Here is a 24,918-nt window from a genome sequence, read left to right as displayed (position 1 = left end):
GCACCGCATGACGCCGCCGCCCCCGCCGGCCGCCCCGCTGCGCGCCGACTGCATCGGCGACTCCGCGGGCGGTCTGACCTTCGACGTCGCCGCGCGCGGAAACGCCGGAGCGCCCCTGCTCGTCCTGCGCCGCCGCGCCGCCGACGCCCTCGACGCCCCCGACGGGGCGGGAGAGACGGTCAGCCTGCCGCTGGCCCCGGCGGCGGCGGGCCGGCTGCGCGCCGCGCTGCCCAGCAGCGTGTCCCTGCCCGAGGGCCGCTGGGACGCCTACGCCCTCCTCTCCGGCGGCGAGCCGCGGCGCCTGGTGCCCGGCGTCACCGACCTGCGCTCCCTCGCCGAGCGCACCCCCAGCGGGCTGCTGGGGCACGTCGCCGTCCGCATCCCGTACGCCACCCGGCAGGGCAACCTCACGGTCCGCAGCTGGCTGCGCGCGCCGCACGCGGAGGCGGTGGAGCTGCGCCTCGCGAGCGGCGGCCTGACCGTACGCGGGCGGGTGTACGGAACCCAGCTCGTGCCCGGGGCGGACGCCGAGCTGCGCGCCCGGCCCGGCGGCGGAGCGGGCGGCGAGGACGGCGGCGGCATACGCCGGGTGCACGTCACGTCCGAGCGGACGGAGTTCGCCTTCACCGTGCCCTACGAGGGCCTGGCGCCCGGCGTCTGGGACCTGTGGCTGCGCCCCGCCGGAGCCGCCGGTCCGGTGGTGCGCCTCGCGCGGCTGCTGGACGACGTCGCGGACAAGAACCCGGTCACCTTTCCCCGCGCACGCGTGCGGACGCCCCGGGGTCCCGTGGAGGCCGGGCCCTGCTACACCCGGGACAACGACCTGTCGCTCACCGTCAGCCCGCTGGACGCCGACGCCTGACCGGGTGTCCGATGTTCGATTCGTGTAAGCGATCCGCGGGCCGTTCCGCAAGGGCGTACGTGTGTGTTCGGAAGTGTCCGGGTACGGAATGCGGGGCCCCGGCGAGGGTGCCCCGAAGTCTTTTGCGCCGGCGCCCGCCGCGCTTTGTCCGAGCGGCTGCCGCGGGACGCAGAAATAGCTCTCGACCGCTTGTGGAACGCAGGTAAAAACATCCGTCCGTGTGAACGGGTTCCAGTAAAACGCGCCTCATGATCTTGTGACAGAAATGTGACCGTAGGTACGTCCGTGGCCCGTGTTACCGGCCTGGGCTTCCCCGCTCCGGGGGCAGGGCATAGCGTGGCGGCATGGCACCGATTCCGACACCTCCCGCCGAGCCCCAGGACAGTCCGGACACCTACGTCGGCCTCGATTCCGACGCGGCCGAACGGCTGGCGCGGGAGCGGGGCTGGTCGACGGTGCGATCCCTGGCGCCGGGCACGGTCATCACGATGGAGTACCGGGTGGGCCGTCTCAACTTCGAGGTGAAGGACGGCCGGGTGTCCCGGGCCTGGAAGGGCTAGGACCCAGGGCGGCCCTGGGGCCGGTCAGCCGCCCGACAGGGGCCGTGCGGTGGGGGTTGTGTTGCGTGTGTGCCGGTCGGTGTGCGGCGGGCGGCGGCTGCCGGCCGGGGTCACCGGCGTACGGTCCGAGCGGGCCGTGTGCGGGCCCGGCGCCAGGTGTGCCGGAGCCCGGGCGGTGCGGGGCGCGGCGACCGGCTCGCGGGCCGGTGCCCCGGGCCGGCTGCCGGAGCCGGGCGGGGTGACGGGTACGGGCGGGCCGAGCGGCCGCTTCGTGGTGCTCCGGCGGTCGCGACGGGCGTACCAGCGGTCGCGCAGTCCGAGGATCCACGCCTCCGCGCGGGTGATCAGCGGCTCGAACCAGGGAAGCGCCAGCAGGATCAGCAGGCCCGCCACCCAGCCCAGGAGCACGTCGCTGAGCCAGTGCGTGCCGAGGTAGACGGTGGACATGCCCACCCCGAGCGAGGTGACCGCGGAGACCGCGGACAGCCAGCGCCGGGTCCGGTGCGTCGAGGCCAGGTAGGCGAGGATGCCCCAGGTGACGACGGCGTTCGCGGTGTGACCGCTCGGAAATATATCGCCGCCGAGCCACATCTCGTTGGCGCCGATCGTGGTCGCGTAGTGCGGTCCCAGTCGCCCCATGCCGTACTTGGCGGCGCCGACCGTGACGTTCAGCAGGAGCAGGGAGACGCCCAGCGCCAGCAGCGGACGCAGGGTGTGCTGCCGCCAGGAGCGCCAGCCGAGCCAGGCCGCGACCATCACCGCGGTGGGGCCGCGCTGGCCGAGCACCACGTAGTAGTCGACGAACGCGTGGATCTCCGGCCACTGCTGGTAGGGCCGGAAGAACATGACCTGCCAGTCGAGCCGGACCAGCCACGAGGTGATCACTACGGCCCACACGATCGCGATGTAGAACGCGAGGGTCCCGGCGAACAGCGCGATCCTGTGCCGGGACATCTCCGGCACATCCAGGAGCGCCGGTCGTTCCGGCTCCCGGTCCAGTCTCGCGAACACCCGGTCCAGACGGGTGGGCTTCCGTTCGGTACGCACCCAATCGACGTTACAGCGAGTGAGGAGTGATCCCGGCCGAATCAACGGGTTTGTGATGACGATGTGATGTGGGATTCCTCTCAGGCGGTGCCCTATTTCCGGGTAATCCGCAATCCCGTCCGGCCGTGGACTTCAATTCCTTTGATCTGTCCGGCCGGCGGTTTATCGTGCTTATGAATTCGTTCACCGAATGCTGGTGCGGAATTGTCCCGGCGGTCACCGGGCGTACCCGCTGGCCGGGCCGGGCGGGCCGGTCAGGGCGGGCCGGAGCCGTTCAGCCAGAACGCCCCGTACACCGCCGCCGCCACCGCGACACCGCACACCACCGGCGCCGACCTGGTGGTGCGCAGCCGGGCCAGGCCCACGGCCAGGGGGAACAGCAGCGGGAACGTGGGCAGCAGCAGCCGGGGCTTCGAACCGAAGTAGCTCGACGCGCACAGGGCGAGCACGGTGACGAGCCCCGCGTAGACCAGCAGCGGGAGCGGCTGGCGCTGCCGTACGCACACCACGTACAGCCAGACCAGGAGCGCGACCCCGACGATCAGCCCGACGCCCGCCAGGGCCGCCGGGAACGACGTGAACTTGGCGGCGACGAACCGGGCGAAGGCCGCGCCGCCGTCGAAACCGTTGCGCCAGCCGGCCTGCACGTCGAGATAGCCGAGCGGACCCTTGCCGGTGCGGTGGCCGACCCACAGGACGTAACCTGCCGCGCCCAGGGGCGCGAGCAGCATGCCGAGCACGCACCGCGCGCCCGGAGCGCCGCCCCCGTCGCCCGCGCCCCCCTTGCCGCCCTCGCTCCGGCTTCGCGCGAACGCGGTGATCGCGGCCGCCCACACCGCCGCCGTCACGGCGAGCCCCACCGGGCGGGTCAGGCCGGCCAGCGCGGCCAGTGTCCCGGCCGTCACCCAGCGCCCGGTCAGCACCGCGTACAGCGACCAGGCGGCCAGCGCCGTGAACAGGGACTCGCTGTAGGCCATCGACTGCACGACACCGACCGGCAGCACGGCCCACAGCAGCACCGCGCACACGCCGACGCGGCGGTCGTGGACGTGCTCCGCCACCGCGAAGATCCCCCAGGCCGCGGCGAGCGAGGCGAGCAGGGAGACGACGAACCCGGCGTCGGCGTACGACAGGGGCGTCACCGCCGCGCCGAGCCGCTCCAGCCAGGGCAGCAGCGGGAAGAACGCCAGGTTGGAGTGCACGTCGCCATTGGGCAGCCGCACCTCGTAGCCGTACCCCAGCTCGGCGACCCTCGTGTACCAGAGGGAGTCCCAGCGGGCCGTCAGCAGCGTGTACGCGCTCTTGTCGCGCGCGGCACTCCACAGGGCCAGGGCGAGCAGGCCCAGCGCGCGCACGGCCGCGTAGCCGAGGAGCGCCGGGGCGGCCCGGCGCAGGGCACAGGACGGACCCGGGGCGCCCCGGCGGGCCGCGCCGCGCGTTTCAAGATCGGTCACGGGCCCGATTATCCGTCGGCCGCGGGGGCGGGCGTCCCGCCGGGGCGGGCGGCACGGTGACCGCAGTGGCGCATGCCACACGGGTGACGCGGGATGTGTGAGACCCGACACGTGTGCGGTGCCCGGTCTCGCGTACTCTGGCGAGTCACTCGCGTTCCGTTGCACGGCCCGGAGCCCCCCGCTCCTCTCCGGCCGAGCCGCCGGGGAGTCCCCACCCCGCGGCCCGCCGGACGCGAGGGAACATCTTGGAGGTACGTACATGTCCGGGACGACCACGGCTGCCGCCACGCCACGCCGTCGGGCGGCCGGGGCCGGTGCCAACCGCTGGGTGGTCCTGGTCGTCCTCTGCGTCAGCCTGCTGCTCGTCGCCGTGGACGCGACCGTGCTGCACGTGGCGGTCCCCGCCGTCACCGAGGACCTCCGGCCCGGCGCGATCGAGCTGCTCTGGATCGTCGACGTCTACCCGCTCGTCTGCGCCTCGCTGCTGATCCTCTTCGGCACGCTGGGCGACCGGGTGGGCCGCAGACGGGTCCTGCTGCTCGGCTACGCCCTCTTCGGCGTCGCCTCCGCGCTCGCGGCCCTCGCCGACACCGCCCAGGTGCTGATCGCGGCCCGCGCGCTGCTCGGCGTCGGCGGCGCCATGATCATGCCGGCGACGCTGTCGATCCTGCGGCAGGTCTTCCCCGACCGGCGGGAGCGGGCGCTGGCCATCGGCATCTGGAGCGCCGTGGCCGCGGTCGGCGCGGCGGTCGGTCCGCTGCTCGGCGGCTTCCTCCTCGAACACTTCTGGTGGGGCTCGGTCTTCCTCGTCAACATCCCGCTGATGCTGGTCAGCCTGCCGGTGGGGCGGCTGCTGCTGCCCGAGTCGAAGGGCGACGGCCGCGGGCCCTGGGACGTGGTCGGCGCGCTGATGGCGGCGGGCGGCCTGTTCGGGGTCGTCCTGGGCGTGAAGCGGCTGGGCGGCGGGGAGCCGGTGGCGAGCCTGCTCACCGTGCTGCCGCTGGTGCTGGGCGCGGCGCTGCTGGCGGGCTTCGTGCGGCGGCAGCGGCGGCGTGCGTATCCGCTGGTCGATCTCGCGATGTTCCGGCGGCCGGCGTTCAGTACGTCGGTGGGGTGCATCGTGCTGGCCATGCTGGCGCTGGTGGGGCTCGAGCTGATCGCCGCGCAGTACCTGCAGCTGGTGCTCGGGCTGTCCCCGCTGGAGACCGGGCTGCGGCTGCTGCCGCTGACCTTCGCGGCGATGGCGGCGGGGCTCGCGGGTGCGCGGCTGCTGCGGCGTTTCGGGCCGCGGCGGATGGTGTGCGCGGGGTTCTGCCTGACGGCCTTCGCGGTGGTGCTGCTGACGGCGATGGGCCGGGCCGACAACTGCGCGCTGCTGCTGACCGGGTTCGTGCTGCTCGGCTTCGGTCTGGAGACGACGCTGTTCGGGGCGTACGAGTCGATGCTGAGCGAGGCGCCGCAGGAGCAGTCGGGGGGCGCGGCGGCGATCGGGGAGACCTCTTACCAACTGGGCGCCGGGATCGGCATCGCCCTGCTGGGCAGTGTGATGAACGCGGCGTACGCGCCCGGGCTGACGGGGGGTGTCCCGGGGGTGCCGGCGCCGGCGTCGGTGGCGGCTGGGCATTCGCTGGGGGAGGCGTACGAGGTTGCTGCGCAGCTCGGGGGGCCTGCGGGGGGTGCGTTGCGGCGGGCGGCGGGGGATGCGTTCGTGCACGGGCTGCATGTGACGTTGGTGGTGAGTGCGGGGTTGTTGTTGCTGGGGGCGGTGATGGCGTTGCGGTTGCCGCGGGTGATGCAGTGCGAGGAGGTCTCGGTGCCGGCGCCTCGGGGGGCCGTGGAGTCCCAGTCCCGCGTCTCGGTGTGACCCCACGGTCTCCCACCCACGCACCACCCGTTCACCGCCGGGAGCGGGGTGGACGTCTCCCGTGGGTGGCCAAGGAGCGCCGGCGGCCGCCGGCCGTCGTGGGTTCGGTCTCAGCGCTGGGGTATCGCTGGTCGGGGAGCGTCGGCGGGCCGTCGGCCGTCGTGGGTTTGGTCTCAGGGCTGGGGCATCGCTGGTCGGGGAGTGTTGGTGGCTGCTGGTTGTCGTGGGTTTGGTCTCAGTGTTTGGGGTATTGCTGGGCGGGGAGCGTTGGTCGTCGTGGGTGGGCTCGGTTTCAGGGCTGCGGCGTCGCGGGGTCGCGCGTAGGGCGTCGAGAACTGCCGGAACGCCTGCCTCGAGTTGGGTCCCCGCCACGACGGGCCGGCGCCGCTCTTCTCATCGTGGGTCGCCACCCGCCCCGCCCCCACCGCAAGCCGCCGACGGCGGGGCACCCCCGCGGGCGACGTTCGCCTTGTTCCCGGCGGTGAACGGGTGGTGCGTGGGTGGGAGACGGGCATGGTGGACGTGCGGAGCGCCGCATCGTAACGTCGGCAGCGACAGCCGTGACTAGCGGCGCTAGTTTTAAGAGTCCCGGAGGGTGTCCCCATGGCCGCGTCCCCGAAGTTGCCCGCGTTCGACCCCGCCGACCCCCTCGGCATCGACGACCTGCTCGAGCCGGAGGACCTCGCCGTCCGGGACACCGTGCGGAGCTGGGCCGCGGACCGCGTGCTGCCGTACGTCGCGGACTGGTACGAGAGCGGCGAGCTGCCCGGCATCCGGGAGCTCGCGCGAGAGCTCGGCTCCATCGGCGCGCTCGGGATGTCCCTGGAGGGGTACGGCTGCGCCGGTGCGTCTGCCGTCCAGTACGGGCTCGCCTGTCTGGAGCTGGAGGCGGCCGACTCCGGCATCCGCTCCCTGGTCTCCGTGCAGGGCTCCCTCGCCATGTACGCCATCCACCGCTTCGGGAGTGAGGAGCAGAAGCGGGAGTGGCTGCCGCGCATGGCCGCCGGTGAGGTCATCGGGTGCTTCGGGCTGACCGAGCCCGACCACGGGTCCGACCCGGCGAACATGCGCACCCACGCCAAGCGCGACGCCGGCGGGGACTGGGTGCTCAACGGGCGCAAGATGTGGATCACCAACGGCTCGGTGGCCGGTGTCGCCGTGGTCTGGGCGCAGACCGAGGAGGGTGTGCGCGGGTTCGCCGTGCCGACCGACAGCCCCGGGTTCTCCGCGCCCGAGATCAAGCACAAGTGGTCCCTGCGGGCCAGCGTCACCAGCGAGCTGGTGCTCGACGACGTACGGCTGCCCGCCGACGCCGTACTGCCGGAGGCGACCGGGCTGCGCGGCCCGCTCAGCTGTCTCTCGCACGCCCGTTACGGCATCGTCTGGGGCTCGATGGGCGCGGCCCGCAGCTCCTTCGAGACGGCCGTGGAGTACGCGAAGTCGCGGGAGCAGTTCGGGCGGGCCATCGGAGGCTTCCAGCTGACCCAGGCCAAGCTCGCCGACATGGCGGTCGAACTGCACAAGGGGATCCTGCTCGCCCACCACCTCGGGCGGCGCATGGACGCCGGCCGCCTGCGTCCCGAGCAGGTCAGCTTCGGCAAGCTCAACAACGTACGCGAGGCCATCGACATCTGCCGTACGGCCCGTACGATCCTCGGCGCCAACGGGATCTCCCTCGAATACCCCGTGATGCGGCACGCGACGAACCTGGAATCGGTGCTCACCTACGAGGGCACCGTCGAGATGCACCAGTTGGTGCTGGGCAAGGCGCTCACCGGACTCGACGCCTTCCGGTAGGCGGCCGGGGGTGGGGCGGGGCCGTGGTCCGCGGCCCCGCCTCAGCTCTGGTTGAAGAAACCGTCGGACCGGTGCGCGCCGGACTCGCCGCTGATGACCTGGGTGTCGGCCGGGCTCAGCAGGAACACCCGGGTGGACACCCGCTCGATCGAACCGCGCAGGCCGAAGATGAGCCCGGCCGCGAAGTCGACCACGCGCTTGGCGTCGGTGCCCTCCATGGCCGTCAGGTTCACGATGACCGGGACCCCGTCCCGGAACAGCTCACCGATGGCCCGTGCGTCCCGGAAGCTGTCCGGGGTGACCGTCGCGATGCGGCGGCCCTTCTCCTCGGCCACGTCCGAGGCCACCTTGACCCGCGGGTCCGTGACCCAGGCGTCCCCGGGCTCGGTGCCCTCGGAGTAGTCGTCGTCGTAGTAACGCTCGTCATCGTTGTTGTCGTCGACGAGGCCGAGCCACGCACTCGCCTTGCGTACCGATCCCATGGACGCCTCCTCTCACAGCTGTCTTTCGTGCTTCCGCATCCCTATGGTCATCCATGATGCGGACGTCGCGCCAAGTGGATAGACGCCGCGCGGGGGGTTTGTGACGGTACTGGTGCACAGCGGATACGTCGAGAGTCCTTGTGTCCCAAGGGTCGTTTCCCAAACGGCTGCTGACTGTGAGTGAAATATGATTCTTCGCGGCACACGGGTGAGGACGGGTGCGTACGGGTGATGGCGGCGGTCGGTACGATGCCGCAGCTCAGCGTCGTACCAACCACGGGGGAGCGTCGTGTTCGGAATCGTCAGGCCGTGCAGGCACCGGCTCGGAGAGAGCCTCACGAGCCAGTGGATGGCTCATTTGTGCGGGTTGTGCCTCGCGCTGCGCAAGGACCACGGACAGTTCGCGCGGATCGTGACGAACTATGACGGGCTGCTCATATCGGTTTTGACGGAGGCTCAGGCCGAGCGCGGCGGTGCGGGCGCCGGGCGGCGCACCGCAGGGCCCTGCCCGCTGCGCGGGATGCGCACCGCCTCCGTCGCGCACGGCGAGGGGGCCCGGCTCGCGGCGGCCGTCTCCCTGGTGCTGGCCTCGGCCAAGGTGCGCGACCACGTCGCCGACCGGGACGGCCTGCTGGCCCGCCGTCCGGTGGCGCTCGCCGCCCGCCGGATCGCCACCGGCTGGGACGCGGCCGGGGCGCGCGGCGGCAGCGCCGTCGGCTTCGACACCGCCGTACTGGTCGACGCCGTGGACCGGCAGGGCGGCATCGAGGCGCTCGCGGGGCCCGGCACGCCCCTGCTCACCGTCACCGAGCCGACCGAGACCGCGACCGCCGCCGCCTTCGCGCACACCGCGCACCTCGCCGGACGGCCGCACAACGCCGTGCCGCTCGCCGAGGCCGGGCGGCTCTTCGGCCGGCTCGCCCACCTCCTGGACGCCGTGGAGGACCGGGAGGCCGACGCCGCGTCCGGCGCCTGGAACCCGCTCACCGCCACCGGGACGCCGCTCACCGAGGCCCGGCGGCTCGCCGACGACGCCGTGCACGGGGTGCGGCTGGCCCTGCGGGAGGCCGAGTTCACCGACCGGCGGCTGGTGCACCGGCTGCTCGCGCACGAGCTGGGCAGTTCCGTGGACCGCGCGTTCGGCACCGTCTCGTGCGCCCACGGCAGCCATCCGTACGCCCCTCCCGGCGCGCCGGGCACCCCGGGTGCTCCCGGCGGCCCCGGCGGGCCGACGCCCCCGGAGCCGCCGCGCCGCGACCGGCGCGGGCTGCTCGCCGGCTGTGCCGTGTGGCTCGGGCTGGCCTGCACGTGCCAGATGTGCTGCGGCACCTTCAACGACCCCTGGAGCGGGCAGCGCAGGGAAGGGCTCTGCTCCCAGTGCGACTGCGGCAACTGCTGCGACTGCTGCGACTGCTGCAGCAACTGCTGCGGCGACGACGGGTGCGCCTGCGGCTGCGACGGGTGCGACTGCGGTTGCAGCTGCTGAGGCACCGTCAGCCCGTCAGCCCGTCAGCCCGTCAGCCCGTCAGTCCCTCAGTCCCTCAGTCCGTCAGCTCCGGCGGTGAGATCTCGGACTCCGCTATCGCCGACTCGGTCGTGCCCCACTTCTTCAGGATGCGGGCGTACGTCCCGTCGGTGATCAGCCCGTTCACCGCGGCCCGGAGGGCGGGCGCCAGGCCGGAGCCCTTCTTGAGCGCGAAGCCGACGTCCAGGCGGTGGAACTCGTTGAGGAACTTCAGGCCCTGCTGGTGGGCGACGGCGTAGCGCAGGCCGTTGACGGTCGACATCACGACATCGCTGCGCCCCTGCTGGAGCGAGGACCACAACGCGCCGGGCTCGCTGTACGTCTGCACCGTGTACGTCTTGTCGCCCGCGTCCGCGCACAGGTGCCGGCTCTCCTCCAGCGTCGCCTCGAAGGTGGTGCCCGCGCCGGTCGCCACCTTCCGCCCGCACAGCTGCCTCAGGTCGGTGACCTCGGACAACTCGCTGTCCTCGCGGGCGGCGAAGCCCTGGCCGTCGTTGATGTACGTGACGAAGTCGATGGTCCCGCGCCGTTCCTCGGTCACCCCGAAGTTCGCGGCGCCGATGTCGTACTTGCCGCTGTCCAGGGCCGGCAGGATCGCCTCGAAGGAGGCCTGCTCGGTGGTGAGGCCGATGTCGAGCGCCTGGGCGACCGCGTGCGCGAAGTCGACGTCCTGGCCGGTCAGCGTCTTGCCGTCGGACAGGTAGGTGGTGCCCGGCGGCAGCAGCCGCACCGCGTCCGCGTTCCGCCGGACCCCGGAGACGACGTCCGTGGTGGGGACCGCGTCGGAGCCGGCCGCCGCGCCCGCGACGTCCGCGGCGGGATCACCGGAGCCGCACGCCGTGAGCAGCAGGGCGGCCGAGGTGATCAGGGCGAAAGGGAGGAAGAGTCGTTTCCGGGCACGCGTGGGCGTACGCATCGTCAGTGGTCTCCTGAGAGCGAAGGCATGGGGCGGCGCGAGGGGAGGGGTGTGCGTGCGCGTGTGAAGGCGGGTCGACGGCAGGTCGAACCAGGGAGGGCCCCGACGGGATCAGCTGATCAGGGCAGGCAGGGGGGTCGGCTCAACAGGAACAGGACCACACTCGACCGAAGTCGATGTGGGAGCGCGTGACCAGCCACTGCTGTGGATGCATGGGCCAAGTGGAACAGGCATCCGCTTCCGCGTCAACGAACCGAGACGTGCGGCTCACAGTGTGGACAGCCTTGACAGTGGACGGAAACAGCCCCGTACTCTCGGCGGACGGCCGTGCTGAGGGGCTCGACCGTGTGAAGGCACCACCCACCGTGTCCGACTGACTCGATGTCACGGAGCCTTCGCATGTCCTCCGACACCCTCGCCAAGTCCGCCGCCCCACCGGACACCCCGGACGGGACGGACCTCCCGCGGATCGTCCCGCAACGCCACCCCGGCCAGTGGACGGCCGCCGCGATCGTCCTCGTCCTCCTCGCTCTCGCCGTCAACTCCGTGCTGCGCAACGACGCGTTCCAGTGGGACGTCGTCGCGGACCGGTTCACCTCCGACGCCGTCCTGCGCGGCCTGTGGCTCACCCTCTGGCTCACCGCCGTCGTCATGGTCCTCGGCTTCGCGCTGGGCACCCTGCTCGCCGCGTTCCGGCTCTCCGCCAACCCCGTCCTGCGCGCCGTGAGCCGGGGCTACGTGTGGCTCTTCCGGTCGATACCGATCCTGGTGCAGCTGTTGCTGTGGTTCAACATCGGCGCCCTGTACCCCCAGGTCCTCGGCGTGAAGACGGTCGACCTGCTCGGCCCGGTCACCGTGGCGATCATCGGCCTGACGCTCCACGAGGCCGCGTACGCCGCCGAGGTGGTGCGCGGCGGCATCCTCTCCGTGGACCGCGGCCAGGTCGAGGCCGCGCAGGCGCTCGGCCTGAGCCGGGCGCGGCGGTGGCGGCGGATCGTCCTGCCGCAGGCCATGCGCTCCATCGTGCCACCGGCCGGGAACATGCTGATCGGCACCCTCAAGGGCACCTCCATCGTCAGCGTCATCGCCGTACAGGACCTGCTCTACTCGGTGCAGCTCGTCTACCACCGCACCTACCAGGTCATCCCGCTGCTGATGGTGGCCACCGTCTGGTACACCGTCGTCACCTCGCTGCTCGGCATCGGCCAGTACTACGTCGAGAAGCACTACGCCCGCGGCACGGAGCGCTCCCGATGACCCGCCCCGCGCCGGGCCCCCGCGCCTCGCTGGTCGTGGTCGGCGCCGGACCGCGCGGCACCGGACTGCTGGAGCGCATCGCCGCCAACGCACCCGGGCTGTACGACGGCCGCGGCCTCGACATCCACCTCGTGGACCCGCACCCGCCGGGCGCCGGACGCGTCTGGCGCACCCGGCAGTCGCCGCTGCTGTGGATGAACTCGCACGCCCAGGACGTCACCATGTTCACCGACGACACGGTCGAGATGGCCGGTCCCGTGCGGCCGGGGCCGACCCTGCACGAATGGGCGGCCCTCAACGGCCGCACCTTCGCCGACCGGCGGACCCAGGGCACGTATCTGCGCTGGGTGTACCGGCGCGCCGTGGCGGGGCTGCCCCCGGACACCGTCGTGCACCACCACGCGCGCCGCGCCGTACGGGTGGAGGGTGCGCGCGAGGAACGCCAGCGGGTGTGGCTGGAGGGCCGCGGCACCCCGCTCTCCGCCGACCTGGTCGTCCTCACCCTCGGCCACCTCGACGCCGACCCCGACCGTGAGCAGCGGGAGCTGTCGGCGTACGCCCGTGCGCACGGCCTGGTCCACCTCCCGCCGGACTTCACCGCCGACAGCGACCTGTCCGTGCTGCGCCCCGGCGAGCCGGTCCTCGTGCGCGGACTCGGGCTGGCCTTCGTGGACCTGATGGTGCTGCTCACCGAGGGCAGGGGCGGACGGTACGACGGGGACACCTACCTGCCCTCCGGACGCGAACCGGTGCTGTACGCCGGCTCGCGGCGCGGGGTGCCGTACCACGCGAAGATCGGCTACGACTGGACCGGGGACCGGCCGCCGCTGCCGAGGTTCTTCGGGCCCGCCGAGACCGAGGCGCTGCTCGCCCGGCCGGACGGCTTCGACTTCCGGCGCGACGTGTGGCCGCTGGTCGAGAAGGAACTGGGCTTCGCCCACTACCACCGCCTCTTCACGGCCCATCCGGAACGGGTGCGCACCGACCGGGCCGGCTTCGAGACGCGGTACGCCGCCGCCGGCCGGGACGAGCGGGCGGCCCTCGTCGCCGCCGCGGTGCCCGACCCCGCCGACCGGCTCGACCTCGCCGCCCTCGACCGCCCCCTGCACGCCGTGCGATACGGCTCGGACGCGGAGCTCCAGGCGGGGCTGCGCCAGTACGTCGAGGCCGACCTGCGCCGCCGGCACGACCCGGCGCACAGCCCGGACCTCGCGGTCTTCCTCGCCCTGCTCTCCGTGTACGGACAGCTCGTCCGGCTCGGCGACGTCGGCGGCCGGTGGCACGGCTTCTTCAGCCTCCTCGCCTCGGGTCCGCCCGGGCCGCGGCTGCGGCAACTGCTCGCCCTGTCCCGGGCCGGCGTCGTCCGCTTCCTGGGCGCCGGGACGACGGTCACCGTCCAGGACGGAGTGTTCCGGGCGACGAGCGCCACCGTGCCGGGCGCCGCCGTCGAAGCCCGGGCGCTGGTCGAGGCGCGGCTGCCGCACCCCACCGTCGAACGCGCCCGCGATCCGCTGCTGCGGGCGCTGTACGCCGACGGCGCCGGTGCGACCCCGGACGGACTGCTGACCGTGGACCGCACCGACGGACGCGTGCTGGACCGGGACGGGCGACCGCATCCCCGCCGGTTCGCGCTCGGCCCGCACACCGACGCGCGCGGCTCGGGCGCGTTCACCCGGCCCCGCACCGGCGGCGTGGCCTTCCGGCAGAACGATGCCACCGCGCGGGCCGTACTGACCTTCCTGCGGACGCCCGAGGGCCCCGCGGCACCGCACCGTCCCCTGATCGAGGAGTCCGCGCGATGAGTATCACCGGTGACCCGGACGTCATGGTCGACATCAGATCCGTGCACAAGAGCTTCGGCCCGCTTCAGGTGCTCAGGGGCATCGACCTCACCGTGCGCACCGGCGAGGTGACCGTGGTCCTCGGCCCCTCCGGCTCCGGCAAGTCGACGCTGCTGCGCACCGTCAACCACCTGGAGAAGGTGGACCGGGGCGTGATCAGCGTGGACGGCGACCTCATCGGCTACCGGCGAAGCGGCGACCGGCTGCGCGAGCTGCCCGAGCGCGAGGTCCTGAGACAGCGCACGCGGATCGGTTTCGTCTTCCAGAACTTCCACCTCTTCCCGCACCTGACCGTGCTGGAGAACATCACCGAGGCCCCGGTCTCCGCGCTGAAACGCCCGCGCCACGAGGCCGTCGAGGCGGCCCGGCGGCTCCTGGAGCGGGTGGGGCTCGCGGACAGGGCCGAGGCCTTCCCGCGGCAGCTCTCCGGCGGACAGCAGCAGCGAGTGGCCATCGCGCGGGCGCTCGCCCTGGAGCCGAGGCTGCTCCTGTTCGACGAGCCGACGTCCGCACTCGACCCCGAACTGGTCGGCGAGGTGCTCGACGTCATCAAGGGCCTGGCCCGCCAGGGCACCACCATGATCGTCGTCACCCACGAGATCGGCTTCGCCCGCGAGGCCGCCGACACGGTGGTCTTCATGGACGACGGACGCATCGTCGAACAGGGCCCGCCCGGCGACGTACTGGACCGCCCGCGGCACGAGCGCACGCGGGCCTTCCTCTCCAAGGTCCTGTGACGACAGGGCTGTCGGCACGGACAGAAAGGGATGACCCCGCATGACCTCCTCCCACGGCAGGCGGCGGCTGCACCTGGCCACCGCACTGGACCGGCGGTCGGTGCACGACGCCGACGCGTACGTGTCGGCCGCCCGGCTCGCCGAACGCGGTGCGCTCGACTTCGTGACCCTGGACGACGGCCTCGCCCGCCCCGGTCCCGACGCGCTCGCCGTCCTGTCCCGGCTGGCGCCCGCCACGCGGCGTGTCGGCCTGGTCCCCACCGTCACCACCACCCACACCGAGCCCTTCCACGTCCAGGCGGCCGTGGCGACCCTGGACTGGGTCAGCCGCGGCCGGGCCGGCTGGCGGATCGAGGTGTCCACCACCGAGGGCGAGGCCCGCCTCTTCGGCCGCCGCCACGCCGCCTCCGCCGACGCGCTCTGGCAGGAGGCCGGCGAGGTCGCCGACGTGGCGGCGCGGCTGTGGGACAGCTGGGAGGACGACGCCGAGATCCGGGACGCGGCCACCGGCCGCTTCGTCGACCGGGACAAGCTCCACCACGTCGACTTCACCGGCTCAGCCTTCTCCGTCAAGGGCCCCTCGATCGTGCCGCGACCCCCGCAGGGGCACCCCGTGCGCGTGGTCGACGCCACCGACCGGGCCGCACGGGCGGTCGCCGCCCGGTACGCCGACGTGGCCCTCGTGCGCACCGCGCTCCCCGCCCGGGCCGCCGCCGCGCGGGCCGAACTGCGGGCACTTGCCGAGGCGCACGGCCGCGACCCGGACGAGCTGCGGGTCCTCGCCGCCCTGGACGTCGACCTCGGCGACGGCGAGTACGCGGCCGAACCGGGGCACGGCGGCGGCGGCCCCCGCGCCACGCCGCACGGCCCGCTATATCGCGGCGGCCCCGTCGACCTGGCCGAACTGATCGTCTCCTGGCACCGGGACGGCACCGTCGACGCCTTCCACCTCACCCCCGTCGAGCCGCGCCGGGACCTGGAACGCCTCGTCAACGGCACGGTGTCCCTGCTCCAGCACCGGGGCCTGTTCCGCACCTTCTACCCGGGCAGCACGCTCCGGGACCACCTGGGCCTGACCCGGCCCGCCAACCAGTACACCGTCGCGCAGGGAGCGTCATGACCGGACCGAAACCGAGGCAGCCGGCACCGAGGCAGCCGGCACCGAGGCAGCCGAAGCCGATGCACCTCGCCGCGCACTTCCCGGGGGTCAACAACACCACCGTCTGGGCCGATCCGCGCTCGGGCTCGCAGATCGACTTCGCCTCCTTCGAACACCTCGCCCGCACCGCCGAACGCGGCCTGTTCGACTTCTTCTTCCTCGCCGAGGGACTGCGGCTGCGCGAGCACAAGGGCCGCATCCACGACCTGGACGTGGTCGGCCGCCCCGAGTCCCTGACCGTGCTGAACGCGCTCGCCGCCGTCACCGGCCGCCTCGGCCTCGCCGCCACGGTCAACGCCACCTTCAACGAGCCCTACGAACTCGCCCGCCGGCTCGCCACCCTGGACCACCTCAGCGGCGGCCGGGCGGCCTGGAACGTGGTGACCTCCTCCGACGCCTTCACCGGCGAGAACTTCCGGCGCGGCGGCTACCTGGACCGGGCCGAGCGGTACACCCGCGCCGCCGAGTTCGTGGCCACGGCACGGGAGCTGTGGGACTCCTGGGCCCCGGACGGCACCCCCGCCCCTTCGCCCACCACGGGCGGCACTTCGACATCGCGGGCGAGTTCACCCTGCCCCGCTCCCCGCAGGGGCACCCGGTGGTGATCCAGGCGGGCGACTCCGACGAGGGCCGGGAGTTCGCCGCCTCGTCGGCGGACGTGATCTTCACCCGGCACGGCACCCTGGACGCGGGCCGTGCCTTCTACGCCGACGTCAAACGCCGCCTGGCGAGGTACGGCCGCAGCCCCGGCGACCTCAAGATCATGCCCGGCGTCACCGTCGTCCTCGGGGACACCGCCGCCGAGGCGCGGGAGCGGGCCGAGGAGATCCGGTGGCGGCAGGTCTCCCCGCAGACGGCGCTGCTCACGCTGGAGCAGATCTGGGGCGTCGACCTGTCCGCGTACGACCCCGACGGGCCGCTGCCCGACGTCGACCCGGTGGCCGACCCGCGGCTCAGCCAGGGGCGGACCCGGCAGGGCGACAGCGTCGCGACCGCCGAGAAGTGGCGGGCGCTGGCGCAGGAGCGGGGACTGTCCATCCGGCAGACCGTGATCGAGGCGGGCGCCCGGCAGTCCTTCGTCGGCACGCCCGGGCAGGTCGCCGCCGAACTGACCGAGTTCGTGGGGCGGGACGCCGCCGACGGCTTCATCCTCGTACCGCATCTGACCCCGGGCGGGCTGGACGAGTTCGTGGACCGGGTGGTCCCGTTGCTGCAGGAGCGCGGCGCGTTCCGTACCGCGTACGAGGGCGCCACCCTGCGTTCCCACCTCGGTCTGTCCGACCCGGTGTGGAAGGCTTGAGCCATGACGAAGGGCTCACCAGGCGACACACCGGACAAGGCATCCGACCGCGCACCCGGCGACGCGCCCGACGCGTCCGACGCCTCCGACGCGCCCGACGCCTCCGACGCGTGGAAGCGGTGGCACGAGCAGCGCGTCAGCACGGTCTCGGCGCCCTACGGGCCGCTCGCGCTGACCGGCACGCACTGGCTGGAGGATCATCCGGACGGGCAACTTCCGGACATCCCCGGCCGGTGGACGACGGACGGCGACGCGGTGCTGCTGACGGCCGGCCGCGCGGACGGGCTCACCGTGGACGGGCGGCTCCTGGACGGCGAGGCACGGCTCACGGCCGACCGGGGACCGGTGGAGGCCGCCCGGGTGGCCCGCGGCGAGCGGCGGCTGGTCGTGCTGGTCCGCGAGGGGCTGTGGGGCGTCCGTGACTTCGACCCGGCCGCCCCCGCACGGCGGGCGTTCCGCGGCATCGCGGCCACGCCGTACGACCCGCGCTGGTCGGTCCCGGGCCGTTTCACCCCGTACGGCACGGGGCGGCGCAGCGTGCGGGTGCCGAACGCGGACGGCCGGGAGCGCGGGCTGGCGCTCGGCGGGGAGCTGGCCTTCGAGCTGGACGGACGGGGGCACACCCTCCAGGTGGGCGTCGAGGACGACGGCTCCCTGTGGGCCGTCTTCGCCGACGCCACCAGCGGGAGCACCAGTTACCGCTTCCGGTTCCTGCGCCCGGCCGCACCGGACGCCGAGGGGCGTACGACGGTCGACCTCAACCGTGCGCTGCTGCCGCCGTGCGCGTTCGCCGACCACTTCGTCTGTCCCTTCCCGCCGCCGGGGAACACCCTGGGGGCCCGCGTCGAGGCGGGGGAGCGCGAACTGCGCTGAGGCCTACAGGGGTTGGTAAAGGTCGTTCAAAGCTTGACGGCCGAAAGGCGCTCTTGCGCCGACCGGACGTTCGGCCGAATACTCCACCTCAGCGCTTGTCAGGGGCACGACGTATTCGGAACCCGGAGGTCTGTCCCCTGGCTGCGCCTCACGGGCCCCCACCCCCACGAGCGGGGCCCCCGACTTCCCCTGTGGAGGAACGAAAAGTGAGGATCAAGCGCACCACCCCCCGCAGCGGCATCACGAGACGGACTCGGCTGATCGCCGTGTCCACCGGCCTCGTGGCCGCGGCCGCCGTCGCGATCCCCAGCGCGAACGCGGCACCCACCCCGGCCACCTTCAGCGCCGCCGAGCTGAGCAGCGCCGGCAGCGCGGTACTCCAGGCCGACGTCCCGGGCACCGCCTGGGCCGTCGACAGCAAGTCCGGCCGGGTGCTGCTCACCGTCGACAGCACCGTCTCCCAGGCCGAGATAGCGAAGATCAAGGAGCAGGCCGGCGACAAGGCCGGCGCGCTCACGATCAAGCGCACCCCCGGCACGTTCAGCAAGCTCATCCAGGGCGGCGACGCCATCTACGCGAGCAGCTGGCGCTGCTCCCTCGGCTTCAACGTCCGCACCAGCAGCGGCGCCGAGTACTTCCTGACCGCCGGTCACTGCACCGACGGCGCCGGCGCCTGGCGGGCCAGCTCCGGAGGCACCGTCATCGGACAGACGGCGGGCTCCAGCTTCCCGGGCAACGACTACGGCATCGTGCGGTACACCGGGTCCGTCTCCCGGCCCGGCACCGCCAACGGCGTGGACATCACCCGCGCCGCCACCCCGAGCGTGGGTACCACCGTCATCCGCGACGGTTCCACCACCGGCACCCACAGCGGTCGGGTCACCGCCCTGAACGCCACCGTCAACTACGGCGGCGGCGACGTCGTCGGCGGGCTGATCCAGACCACGGTCTGCGCCGAGCCCGGCGACTCCGGCGGCTCGCTCTACGGCAGCAACGGCACCGCGTACGGTCTGACCTCCGGCGGCAGCGGCAACTGCTCCTCCGGCGGTACGACGTTCTTCCAGCCGGTGACGGAGGCCCTGAGCGCCTACGGCGTCAGCGTCTACTAGTCGGCCATCGAGCGCGGCCGGCAGCGCGACGAGCGAGCCCCCGCACACCGCGGCGACGGTGTGCGGGGGCTCAGCCCGTGCCGCCGGGGAGGACGATCGCGTTCTCGTAGGCGAACACCACGGCCTGGGCGCGGTCCCGCAGCTGGAGCTTGGCGAACATGCTGCCGACGTGGCTCTTCACCGTCGCCTCGGTCACGACCAGGCGCGCGGCGATCTCCGGGTTCGACAGGCCCCTGGCCACCAGGAGGAGGATCTCCCGTTCCCTCGGGGTCAGACCGGCCAGCACCGCCTCCCGCGGCCGGACCGGTGCGGCGCGGGTGGCGTAGTCCTCGATCAGCCTGCGGGTGATCGACGGCGACAGCAGGGCCTCACCGGCGTGGACGACGCGGATCGCCTCCAGCAGACGGGCGCGCGAGGCGTCCTTCAGCAGGAAAGCCGACGCGCCCGCCCGCAGTGCGCCGAAGACGTACTCGTCCAGGTCGTAGGTGGTGAGGATCAGCACCCGGGGCGGGTCGTCGGAGGCGGTCAGCCGGGAGGTGGCCTCGACACCGTCCATGCGGGGCATGCGGATGTCCATCAGGACCACGTCGGGACGCAGCGCGGCGGCCCGGTCGAGCGCCTCGTCGCCGTCGGCGGCCTCGCCGACGACCTCCAGGTCGTTCTGGGTCTGCAGGAACAGCCGGAAGCCGGTACGGATCAGCTCCTGGTCGTCGACGATCAGCAGACGGATGGTCATGCCGCACCCCCGGCGTCGCCGACCGGCAGCCGGGCGGTCACCACGAAACCGCCGGCGGTGCGGCGGGCGTCCAGGCTGCCGCCCGTCACCGCCGCGCGTTCCCGCATCCCGCGGATGCCGTGCCCGGCGCCCGACGGGGCCGGACCGCCTCCGCCTCCGCCTCCGTCTTTGTCTTCGCCCCCACCGCCGGCTCCGCCGCCGTCGTCCTCGACCGTGACGTCCAACCGCGTCCGGCCGTAGTGGAGCGTCACCGTGACCCGGGTGGGGTCGGTGTGTTTGAGCACGTTGGTCAGTGCCTCCTCGACGATTCGGTAGGCCGACAGTTCGAGGCCGCCGGCCAGCGGCCGGGCCTCGCCGGTGGACTCCAGCCGTACGGGCATCCCGGCGGTCCGGTATCCGGAAACCAGCTCGGGGAGCTGGCCGAGCGAGGGCTGCGGCCGCCACTGCGCGTCGTTGTCCGGCGTGCGCAGCAGGCCGAGGATCCGGCGGAGTTCGGCCAGGCTCTGCTCCGCGTTGACCTCGACCCGTTCCAGGGTCTCGGCCGCGACCCCGGGATCGGTCGGCAGGACGTCCCGGGCGCCGCGCACACCGATCAGCATGACGGTGACCGAGTGGGCGACGATGTCGTGCAGTTCGCGGGCGATGGAGGTGCGTTCCCGCTGCGCCGCGATCTGGTCGAGCTGCTCGCGCTCGCGTTCCAGGGTAGCCGCGCGGTCCTCCAGCGCCCGGGTGTAGCGCCGCCGGGTCTGGAGGTACGAGCCGAGCGCCCAGGCGCCGATCGGGACGGGCAGCGAGGTGATGCTCGCCAGCAGCAGGAACAGCGCCGTCGGCACGAGCGCCGCCACCGACACCCTCCGGTCCCGCAGGTCGGCGAGCGAGGCGAGGGCGACCACGACGGGCGCCCCGCCCGGCGAGTAGCCCAGCCATGCGAGCACCGCGGCGCCCGCACAGGCCGCGACGAGCACGGTCAGGGGGGCGCGCCGGCGGAGGAGCAGAGCGGAGCCGGTCAGCACCGTCACCACGACCGGGATCACGCCGACCGGGATCGCGTCGGCCGGGATCACGACGACCGGGGTACCGCCGTCGAAGAGCTGCCCGATCTCCACTCCGGTCGTGATCACCGCCAGCACGAGGTCGAACAGCGCCGAGCGGCGCGCGACCAGCAGGTCGTACGCCGCCCGGGCCCGCCGGAAGAGCACGTTCACGCCAGATCGCGCCGTCGCTCGACGAGGACCGCGACCAGCGTGACCGCGGCCGTCCAGGCGGCCAGTACCCATCCGGCCGAGACCACCGACAGCGTCGTGTGGTGCGTCATCCGGCTCAGGATCCCGGCCGCGCCGAACGGCGTGAGGTTGACGCCCGCTTCCCAGACGCCGGACAGCAGCGGGACCACGGCGAAGTTCACCACCAGCAGGACGACCACTCCCAGGACCGGGCTGCGGATCAGGGCGCCGAGGGCGGCACCCAGGATCGTGGACAGGACGAACGCCACCAGGTTGCCCGCCACGACGGCACCGACGTCTCCCGGGGTGAGATCGGGACCCGGCTGGTCACTCAGCAGCGGCAGCGCGAGCCCGACCGACACCGTGGTCGTCAGCGCGCCGAGCAGGAGCCCGGTCAGCGCGTAAGCGGCAATTCTCGCCGACAGCACGGCCCCGCGGCCACGGCGGCCCACCAGTGCCGCCGGCGCGGCCGTCCGGTGCCGGTACTCACCGGCCGCGCCGACCAGCCCCCAGAGCAGGAGCAGGACCGGCATCGCCGACAGGGCCTCCTCCTTCTCGGGCACCTCGTCCAGCGTGCCCGACCACGCCGCGACCACAAGGGCGTTGAGAGCGGCGAACGCGGCCGCGCCCACCGCGAAGCCCAGGACGGTCCGGGTGGTCACGGTCTTGATCAGTTCGCCGCGCAGCAGATGACTCACCGGTCCGCCCCTCCCGTGAGGCCGAAGAACGCGTCCTCCAGCGACGCGGTCCGCTCGGTGATCTCCTCCAGCAGGACACCGTCGCGGTGGGCCAGCCGCGCCACCTCCGCGACGTCGAGCCCCTCGACCAGCAGCCCGCCTCCGTCGTCGGCCTTCGTGCGGCCCCCGGCCGCGGTCACCAGCTCCGACAGGCGCTCGGCCTCGGCGGTGCGCACCGCGACCACGCTTTCCCCGGACCGTTCGAGGTCCCGGATCGCGCCTTCGTGGACCAGCCGTCCCCGGTTGATCACGACCACGTCGTCGACGGTCTGGGCCGCCTCGCCCAGCATGTGGCTGGACAGCAGGACCGTGCCCCCCTTCGCGGCCCGCTCCCGCAACAGCGTGCGCAACCAGCGGATGCCCTGCGGGTCCAGGCCGTTCACCGGCTCGTCCAGCACCAGGATCTCCGGATCGCCCAGGAGCGCCGCGGCGAGCCCGAGCCGCTGCCGCATGCCCATCGAGTACTTCCCGACCCGGCCCCGGGCCGCCTCCGCCAGGCCGACGAGTTCCAGCACCTCACCGACCCGGCGGCGGGGCAGTCCGGCCAGTGCGGCCAGCGAGCGCAGGTGCGCCCCGCCGGTGCGGCCGGGATGGGCCCCGCAGGGCTCGATGTGCACGCCGAGCAGCCGGGCGTCGGGCCTGAGGGCGGCGACCGGCGTGCCCCGTACGAACGCCCGGCCCGCCGTCGGCCGCGCCAGTCCGACGACCGCTTTGAGGGCGGTGGTCTTCCCCGCCCCGTTCGGGCCGAAGAACCCCGTCACCCTCCCGGTTCCGACTGTGAACGACAGGTCGTCGACCGCCGTCCTGCGGCCGTAACGCTTGGTCAGCCCCTCGACCCTGATGGCCGCCGGGTCCCCGGCGCCTCGTGAAGAAGTCATGCCCGAAAGCCTCCGGCGTGCCGATCTCCCCGTCTTCCACCCAGGGTCGAAACCCGGACTCCCACCAGAGGGGGAGACCGCTGCCGCCTCCTGCGCGCTCGCGAGAAAGAGGTGAAGGCCGTGTGACCACGCTGGAGTTGTCGTGCGCACGTCCTGGAGTCGACCTTGTGTGCGGCCTGTGGAATCGGAAGAGTTAACGCTCGTCAACCAGCCTTCCGGTCCGCGAGGTCCCCACAACCTCCGGGCCGACCCCCCACAGGAGGACGTGAGTTGAAGCACCGACGCATACCCAGGCGGCGGGTCGCCGTGGTAGGTGCGGGAATCACCGCACTGGTCGCGGCCGGAGTCACCTTCCAGACTGCGAACGCCAGCGAGGCCCCCGAGACCGCCGCGCCCCAGACCCTGTCGGTCACGGCGGCCGGAAAGCTCGCCTCGACGCTGCTCGGCGACCTCGGCGCCGACGCGGCGGGCACGTACTACGACGCGCAGGCCAAGAGCCTCGTCGTCAACGTGCTCGACCAGAGCGCCGCGCAGACCGTGGAGGAGGCCGGCGCCAAGGCCAGAGTCGTCGAGAACTCGCTCGCCGACCTGAAGAGCGCGCGCACCGCCCTCACGAAGGACGCGACGATCCCGGGCACGTCCTGGGCGACCGACCCGACCACCAACAAGGTCGTCGTCACCGCCGACCGCACGGTCTCCGGGGCCGAACTGGCCAAGCTGACCAAGGTGGTCGACGGACTGGGCGCCAAGGCCGAGCTCAAGCGGACCAAGGGCGAGTACAAGCCCTTCGTCGCGGGCGGCGACGCCATCACCGGAGGCGGCGGGCGCTGCTCGCTCGGCTTCAACGTGACCAAGGGCGGCGAGCCGTACTTCATCACCGCCGGCCACTGCACCGAGTCCATCTCGACCTGGTCGGACTCCTCCGGGAACGTCATCGGCGAGAACGAGGCGTCCAGCTTCCCGGACAACGACTACGGCCTGGTCAAGTACACCGCCGAGGTGGACCACCCGAGCGAGGTGAACCTCTACGACGGCTCCTCGCAGGCCATCTCGGGCGCCGCAGACGCCACCGTCGGCATGCAGGTGACCCGCAGCGGTTCCACCACCCAGGTGCACGACGGGACGGTGACCGGCCTGGACGCCACCGTGAACTACGGCAACGGCGACATCGTCAACGGCCTGATCCAGACCGACGTCTGCGCCGAGCCCGGCGACAGCGGCGGCTCGCTCTTCTCGGGCGACCAGGCCGTCGGCCTCACCTCCGGCGGCAGCGGCGACTGCACCTCGGGCGGCGAGACCTTCTTCCAGCCGGTGACGGAGGCCCTGTCGGCCACCGGTACGCAGATCGGCTGAGCCGCCGATCGGCCGAGCAGTACTCGCACACCTGTGAAGTCCCGTCCCGCGCGCGAGGGGCGGGACTTCCGGGTGCCCGGCCGGGGCTCCCGCGCGCGGACGACGGTCAGGCGGCCGGTGCCGCGGGCAGGTCCGTCTGCGGCCGCCCCCGGCGCGGCAGCACGGCCGCCAGCATCGTGATCACCGTCCCCGCCACCGCCCACGCCCACAGCACCAGCAGGGAGGCGGTCACGTCGTTCCCCTTGAAGTAGGCGATCGAGCGGGCCGCCCAGGTGCCCGCGCCCGGTGGCAGCGTCGGGCCGATTGCCTTCCAGAACGGCGGGAGCAGCGGCAGCGGGAAGGCGCCGCCCGCGCTCGGGTTGCCCGCGATCACCACCAGCAGGATCGCGAGGCCGATGCCGACGATCCCGAAGACGCCCTGGAGGGCCAGTGTGGCGGCGCCCACCGCGAAGGTGATCAGCGCGCCGAGCCCCCACAGGTCCAGCACGCCGCCGGGCAGCGCGCCCAGGATCGGCCCGATGATCACCGCGCCGCCGAGCCCGCCGACGATCGCGACCAGGGCCATCACGATGAGCCGGATCGCCGCCCGGCGCGGGTTGGCCGGCCGGGCGCCGGTGCTGATCGCCAGGATCGAGGCGCACAGGTAGCCGCCGACGCACCAGCCCACGACCAGGTAGAAGGACGACAGCCCGTTGAAGTCGTGGCGCGAGGCCGGGGCCACGTCGACGGTCCGCACCGTGCGCTCCTGGGCCTGCTCCACCTTGCCGACGACGCGCTCCAGGGTGGTGGCGAGAGCGGTGCCGCCGCCGGAGGCGACCAGCAGGGTGTCCTGTCTGCCGTCGGGGTCCAGGACCAGGGCGCCGTCGATCTCCCGGTTCATGATCTGCCGCCGGGCGGCCGCCTCGTCGGCCACCGTGCGCGGGTCCAGCGGGGAGCCGGGCAGTCCTTCCAGCCGGTCCACCGTCTGCCCGGCGGCCGCCCCGGGTGCGGCCACCCCGAAGGGCACGTCCTTGGGCCGCGGGTCGTGCAGCGCCCCCACGTAGGAGGCGATGAACAGCAGCTGGAGCGCGATCACGCCGAGCACGAGCAGGGTGGCCCGCGGGGTGACGGCGTCCTTCACCTCACCGAGGAAGGAGCCGCTTCGCGTGCCGGGGCCCGGTGTGTGTGACATGTCCCCACAGTCCGGGTCGGGGAGCGTTTGCGCAGGT

The 24,918-nt window shown here is 73.2% G+C and carries 21 protein-coding genes and 1 pseudogene; 13 read left to right on the top strand and 9 right to left on the bottom strand.

Annotated elements, in window-relative coordinates:
- Positions 1-7 precede the first annotated feature (7 nt).
- Together ACFV9J_RS17040 and ACFV9J_RS17035 are read left to right on the top strand one after the other, a co-directional pair.
- Positions 8-862 carry a hypothetical protein gene (locus ACFV9J_RS17040; RefSeq protein WP_385354886.1) on the top strand — a complete coding sequence of 285 codons (855 nt, stop codon included), beginning with the start codon at positions 8-10 and terminating at the stop codon, positions 860-862.
- 344 nt (positions 863-1,206) lie between these two features.
- Positions 1,207-1,422, top strand: coding sequence for an I78 family peptidase inhibitor (locus tag ACFV9J_RS17035; RefSeq protein ID WP_003977071.1), 216 nt, complete (start codon positions 1,207-1,209; stop codon positions 1,420-1,422).
- Positions 1,423-1,446: 24 nt separating this feature from the next.
- On the opposite strand, the gene ACFV9J_RS17030 is transcribed toward ACFV9J_RS17035, so the two are convergent.
- Entirely contained in the window at positions 1,447-2,469 is a 1,023-nt protein-coding gene (locus ACFV9J_RS17030) for a phosphatase PAP2 family protein (RefSeq protein WP_385354883.1), read from the bottom strand.
- Between the two features lie 254 nt (positions 2,470-2,723).
- Entirely contained in the window at positions 2,724-3,923 is a 1,200-nt protein-coding gene (locus ACFV9J_RS17025) for a mannosyltransferase family protein (protein WP_385354881.1), read from the bottom strand.
- Positions 3,924-4,182: 259 nt separating this feature from the next.
- Between ACFV9J_RS17025 and ACFV9J_RS17020 the strand changes: the two genes are divergently transcribed.
- Positions 4,183-5,787, top strand: a complete 1,605-nt coding sequence (locus tag ACFV9J_RS17020; protein ID WP_385354879.1) for an MFS transporter — start codon at positions 4,183-4,185, stop codon at positions 5,785-5,787.
- A gap of 603 nt (positions 5,788-6,390) precedes the next feature.
- Entirely contained in the window at positions 6,391-7,584 is a 1,194-nt protein-coding gene (locus tag ACFV9J_RS17015; protein WP_385354877.1) for an acyl-CoA dehydrogenase family protein, read from the top strand.
- Positions 7,585-7,625: 41 nt separating this feature from the next.
- Here the strand turns inward: ACFV9J_RS17015 and ACFV9J_RS17010 are convergent, their stop codons facing one another.
- Positions 7,626-8,066 carry a cell division protein SepF gene (locus ACFV9J_RS17010; protein ID WP_385354875.1) on the bottom strand — a complete coding sequence of 147 codons (441 nt, stop codon included), beginning with the start codon at positions 8,064-8,066 and terminating at the stop codon, positions 7,626-7,628.
- A 289-nt stretch (positions 8,067-8,355) separates the two neighbouring features.
- Between ACFV9J_RS17010 and ACFV9J_RS17005 the strand changes: the two genes are divergently transcribed.
- Positions 8,356-9,552 (top strand): DUF5685 family protein, encoded by a 1,197-nt coding sequence (locus ACFV9J_RS17005; protein ID WP_385354873.1) that lies wholly within the window; start codon positions 8,356-8,358, stop codon positions 9,550-9,552.
- Positions 9,553-9,607: 55 nt separating this feature from the next.
- On the opposite strand, the gene ACFV9J_RS17000 is transcribed toward ACFV9J_RS17005, so the two are convergent.
- Positions 9,608-10,507, bottom strand: coding sequence for an ABC transporter substrate-binding protein (locus ACFV9J_RS17000; protein ID WP_385354871.1), 900 nt, complete (start codon positions 10,505-10,507; stop codon positions 9,608-9,610).
- Between the two features lie 399 nt (positions 10,508-10,906).
- Here ACFV9J_RS17000 and ACFV9J_RS16995 point away from each other — a divergent pair, with 399 nt between their 5' ends.
- From ACFV9J_RS16995 to ACFV9J_RS16965, 7 genes and pseudogenes are all read left to right on the top strand, one after another.
- Positions 10,907-11,764, top strand: coding sequence for an amino acid ABC transporter permease (locus ACFV9J_RS16995; protein WP_385354869.1), 858 nt, complete (start codon positions 10,907-10,909; stop codon positions 11,762-11,764).
- Entirely contained in the window at positions 11,761-13,566 is a 1,806-nt protein-coding gene (locus tag ACFV9J_RS16990) for an FAD/NAD(P)-binding protein (protein WP_385354867.1), read from the top strand. The genes ACFV9J_RS16995 and ACFV9J_RS16990 overlap by 4 nt, the downstream gene beginning before the upstream one ends.
- A complete protein-coding gene (locus tag ACFV9J_RS16985; protein ID WP_385354865.1) occupies positions 13,563-14,342 on the top strand; it encodes an amino acid ABC transporter ATP-binding protein in 780 nt (259 codons plus the stop codon). The genes ACFV9J_RS16990 and ACFV9J_RS16985 overlap by 4 nt, the downstream gene beginning before the upstream one ends.
- A 40-nt stretch (positions 14,343-14,382) precedes the next feature.
- Positions 14,383-15,462 carry an LLM class flavin-dependent oxidoreductase gene (locus tag ACFV9J_RS16980; RefSeq protein WP_385354863.1) on the top strand — a complete coding sequence of 360 codons (1,080 nt, stop codon included), beginning with the start codon at positions 14,383-14,385 and terminating at the stop codon, positions 15,460-15,462.
- A 59-nt stretch (positions 15,463-15,521) separates the two neighbouring features.
- Positions 15,522-16,801: pseudogene (locus ACFV9J_RS16975) on the top strand (NtaA/DmoA family FMN-dependent monooxygenase).
- A gap of 3 nt (positions 16,802-16,804) precedes the next feature.
- A complete protein-coding gene (locus ACFV9J_RS16970) occupies positions 16,805-17,674 on the top strand; it encodes a DUF1684 domain-containing protein (RefSeq protein ID WP_385354861.1) in 870 nt (289 codons plus the stop codon).
- 206 nt (positions 17,675-17,880) lie between these two features.
- On the top strand, positions 17,881-18,783 hold the full coding sequence (locus ACFV9J_RS16965; protein ID WP_385354859.1) for a S1 family peptidase: 903 nt from the start codon (positions 17,881-17,883) through the stop codon (positions 18,781-18,783).
- Between the two features lie 70 nt (positions 18,784-18,853).
- Here ACFV9J_RS16965 and ACFV9J_RS16960 read toward each other — a convergent pair whose 3' ends face one another.
- The 4 genes from ACFV9J_RS16960 to ACFV9J_RS16945 are packed head-to-tail and all read right to left on the bottom strand — an operon-like array spanning position 18,854 to position 22,357.
- Entirely contained in the window at positions 18,854-19,519 is a 666-nt protein-coding gene (locus tag ACFV9J_RS16960) for a response regulator (RefSeq protein ID WP_385354857.1), read from the bottom strand.
- Complete coding sequence (locus ACFV9J_RS16955; protein ID WP_385354855.1) at positions 19,516-20,724, bottom strand: sensor histidine kinase; 1,209 nt, start codon at positions 20,722-20,724, stop codon at positions 19,516-19,518. Before ACFV9J_RS16955 ends, ACFV9J_RS16960 begins: the two co-directional genes overlap by 4 nt.
- Positions 20,721-21,440, bottom strand: coding sequence for an ABC transporter permease (locus ACFV9J_RS16950; protein WP_385354853.1), 720 nt, complete (start codon positions 21,438-21,440; stop codon positions 20,721-20,723). Before ACFV9J_RS16950 ends, ACFV9J_RS16955 begins: the two co-directional genes overlap by 4 nt.
- On the bottom strand, positions 21,437-22,357 hold the full coding sequence (locus ACFV9J_RS16945; RefSeq protein ID WP_385354851.1) for an ABC transporter ATP-binding protein: 921 nt from the start codon (positions 22,355-22,357) through the stop codon (positions 21,437-21,439). Before ACFV9J_RS16945 ends, ACFV9J_RS16950 begins: the two co-directional genes overlap by 4 nt.
- 270 nt (positions 22,358-22,627) lie before the next feature.
- On the opposite strand from ACFV9J_RS16945, the gene ACFV9J_RS16940 reads away from it, so the two are divergent.
- The gene (locus ACFV9J_RS16940) at positions 22,628-23,710 is read left to right on the top strand and encodes a S1 family peptidase (protein ID WP_385354849.1); all 1,083 of its coding nucleotides are present in this window, start codon (positions 22,628-22,630) and stop codon (positions 23,708-23,710) included.
- Between the two features lie 106 nt (positions 23,711-23,816).
- Here ACFV9J_RS16940 and ACFV9J_RS16935 read toward each other — a convergent pair whose 3' ends face one another.
- A complete protein-coding gene (locus tag ACFV9J_RS16935) occupies positions 23,817-24,881 on the bottom strand; it encodes a DUF3533 domain-containing protein (RefSeq protein ID WP_385354847.1) in 1,065 nt (354 codons plus the stop codon).
- Between the last annotated feature and the right edge of the window lie 37 nt (positions 24,882-24,918).

It is taken from the genome of Streptomyces sp. NPDC059906 (genome assembly GCF_042730645.1).
Lineage (GTDB): Bacteria > Actinomycetota > Actinomycetes > Streptomycetales > Streptomycetaceae > Streptomyces > Streptomyces rubrogriseus.
The sequence above is the reverse complement of the archived record's forward strand: the minus strand, read 5'-3'. Positions and strand labels throughout refer to the sequence as shown.

Excerpts from the sequence above, each read along its gene's own strand:
- ACFV9J_RS16970 (WP_385354861.1), top strand. The coding sequence starts at position 16,805 with ATGACGAAGGGCTCACCAGGCGACACACCGGACAAGGCATCCGACCGC.
- ACFV9J_RS17035 (WP_003977071.1), top strand. The coding sequence starts at position 1,207 with ATGGCACCGATTCCGACACCTCCCGCCGAGCCCCAGGACAGTCCGGAC.
- ACFV9J_RS17010 (WP_385354875.1), bottom strand. The coding sequence starts at position 8,066 with ATGGGATCGGTACGCAAGGCGAGTGCGTGGCTCGGCCTCGTCGACGAC.
- ACFV9J_RS17040 (WP_385354886.1), top strand. The coding sequence starts at position 8 with ATGACGCCGCCGCCCCCGCCGGCCGCCCCGCTGCGCGCCGACTGCATC.
- ACFV9J_RS17000 (WP_385354871.1), bottom strand. The coding sequence starts at position 10,507 with ATGCGTACGCCCACGCGTGCCCGGAAACGACTCTTCCTCCCTTTCGCC.
- ACFV9J_RS16935 (WP_385354847.1), bottom strand. The coding sequence starts at position 24,881 with ATGTCACACACACCGGGCCCCGGCACGCGAAGCGGCTCCTTCCTCGGT.
- ACFV9J_RS16990 (WP_385354867.1), top strand. The coding sequence starts at position 11,761 with ATGACCCGCCCCGCGCCGGGCCCCCGCGCCTCGCTGGTCGTGGTCGGC.
- ACFV9J_RS16985 (WP_385354865.1), top strand. The coding sequence starts at position 13,563 with ATGAGTATCACCGGTGACCCGGACGTCATGGTCGACATCAGATCCGTG.
- ACFV9J_RS16945 (WP_385354851.1), bottom strand. The coding sequence starts at position 22,357 with ATGACTTCTTCACGAGGCGCCGGGGACCCGGCGGCCATCAGGGTCGAG.
- ACFV9J_RS17015 (WP_385354877.1), top strand. The coding sequence starts at position 6,391 with ATGGCCGCGTCCCCGAAGTTGCCCGCGTTCGACCCCGCCGACCCCCTC.
- ACFV9J_RS17020 (WP_385354879.1), top strand. The coding sequence starts at position 4,183 with ATGTCCGGGACGACCACGGCTGCCGCCACGCCACGCCGTCGGGCGGCC.
- ACFV9J_RS16960 (WP_385354857.1), bottom strand. The coding sequence starts at position 19,519 with ATGACCATCCGTCTGCTGATCGTCGACGACCAGGAGCTGATCCGTACC.
- ACFV9J_RS16995 (WP_385354869.1), top strand. The coding sequence starts at position 10,907 with ATGTCCTCCGACACCCTCGCCAAGTCCGCCGCCCCACCGGACACCCCG.
- ACFV9J_RS16980 (WP_385354863.1), top strand. The coding sequence starts at position 14,383 with ATGACCTCCTCCCACGGCAGGCGGCGGCTGCACCTGGCCACCGCACTG.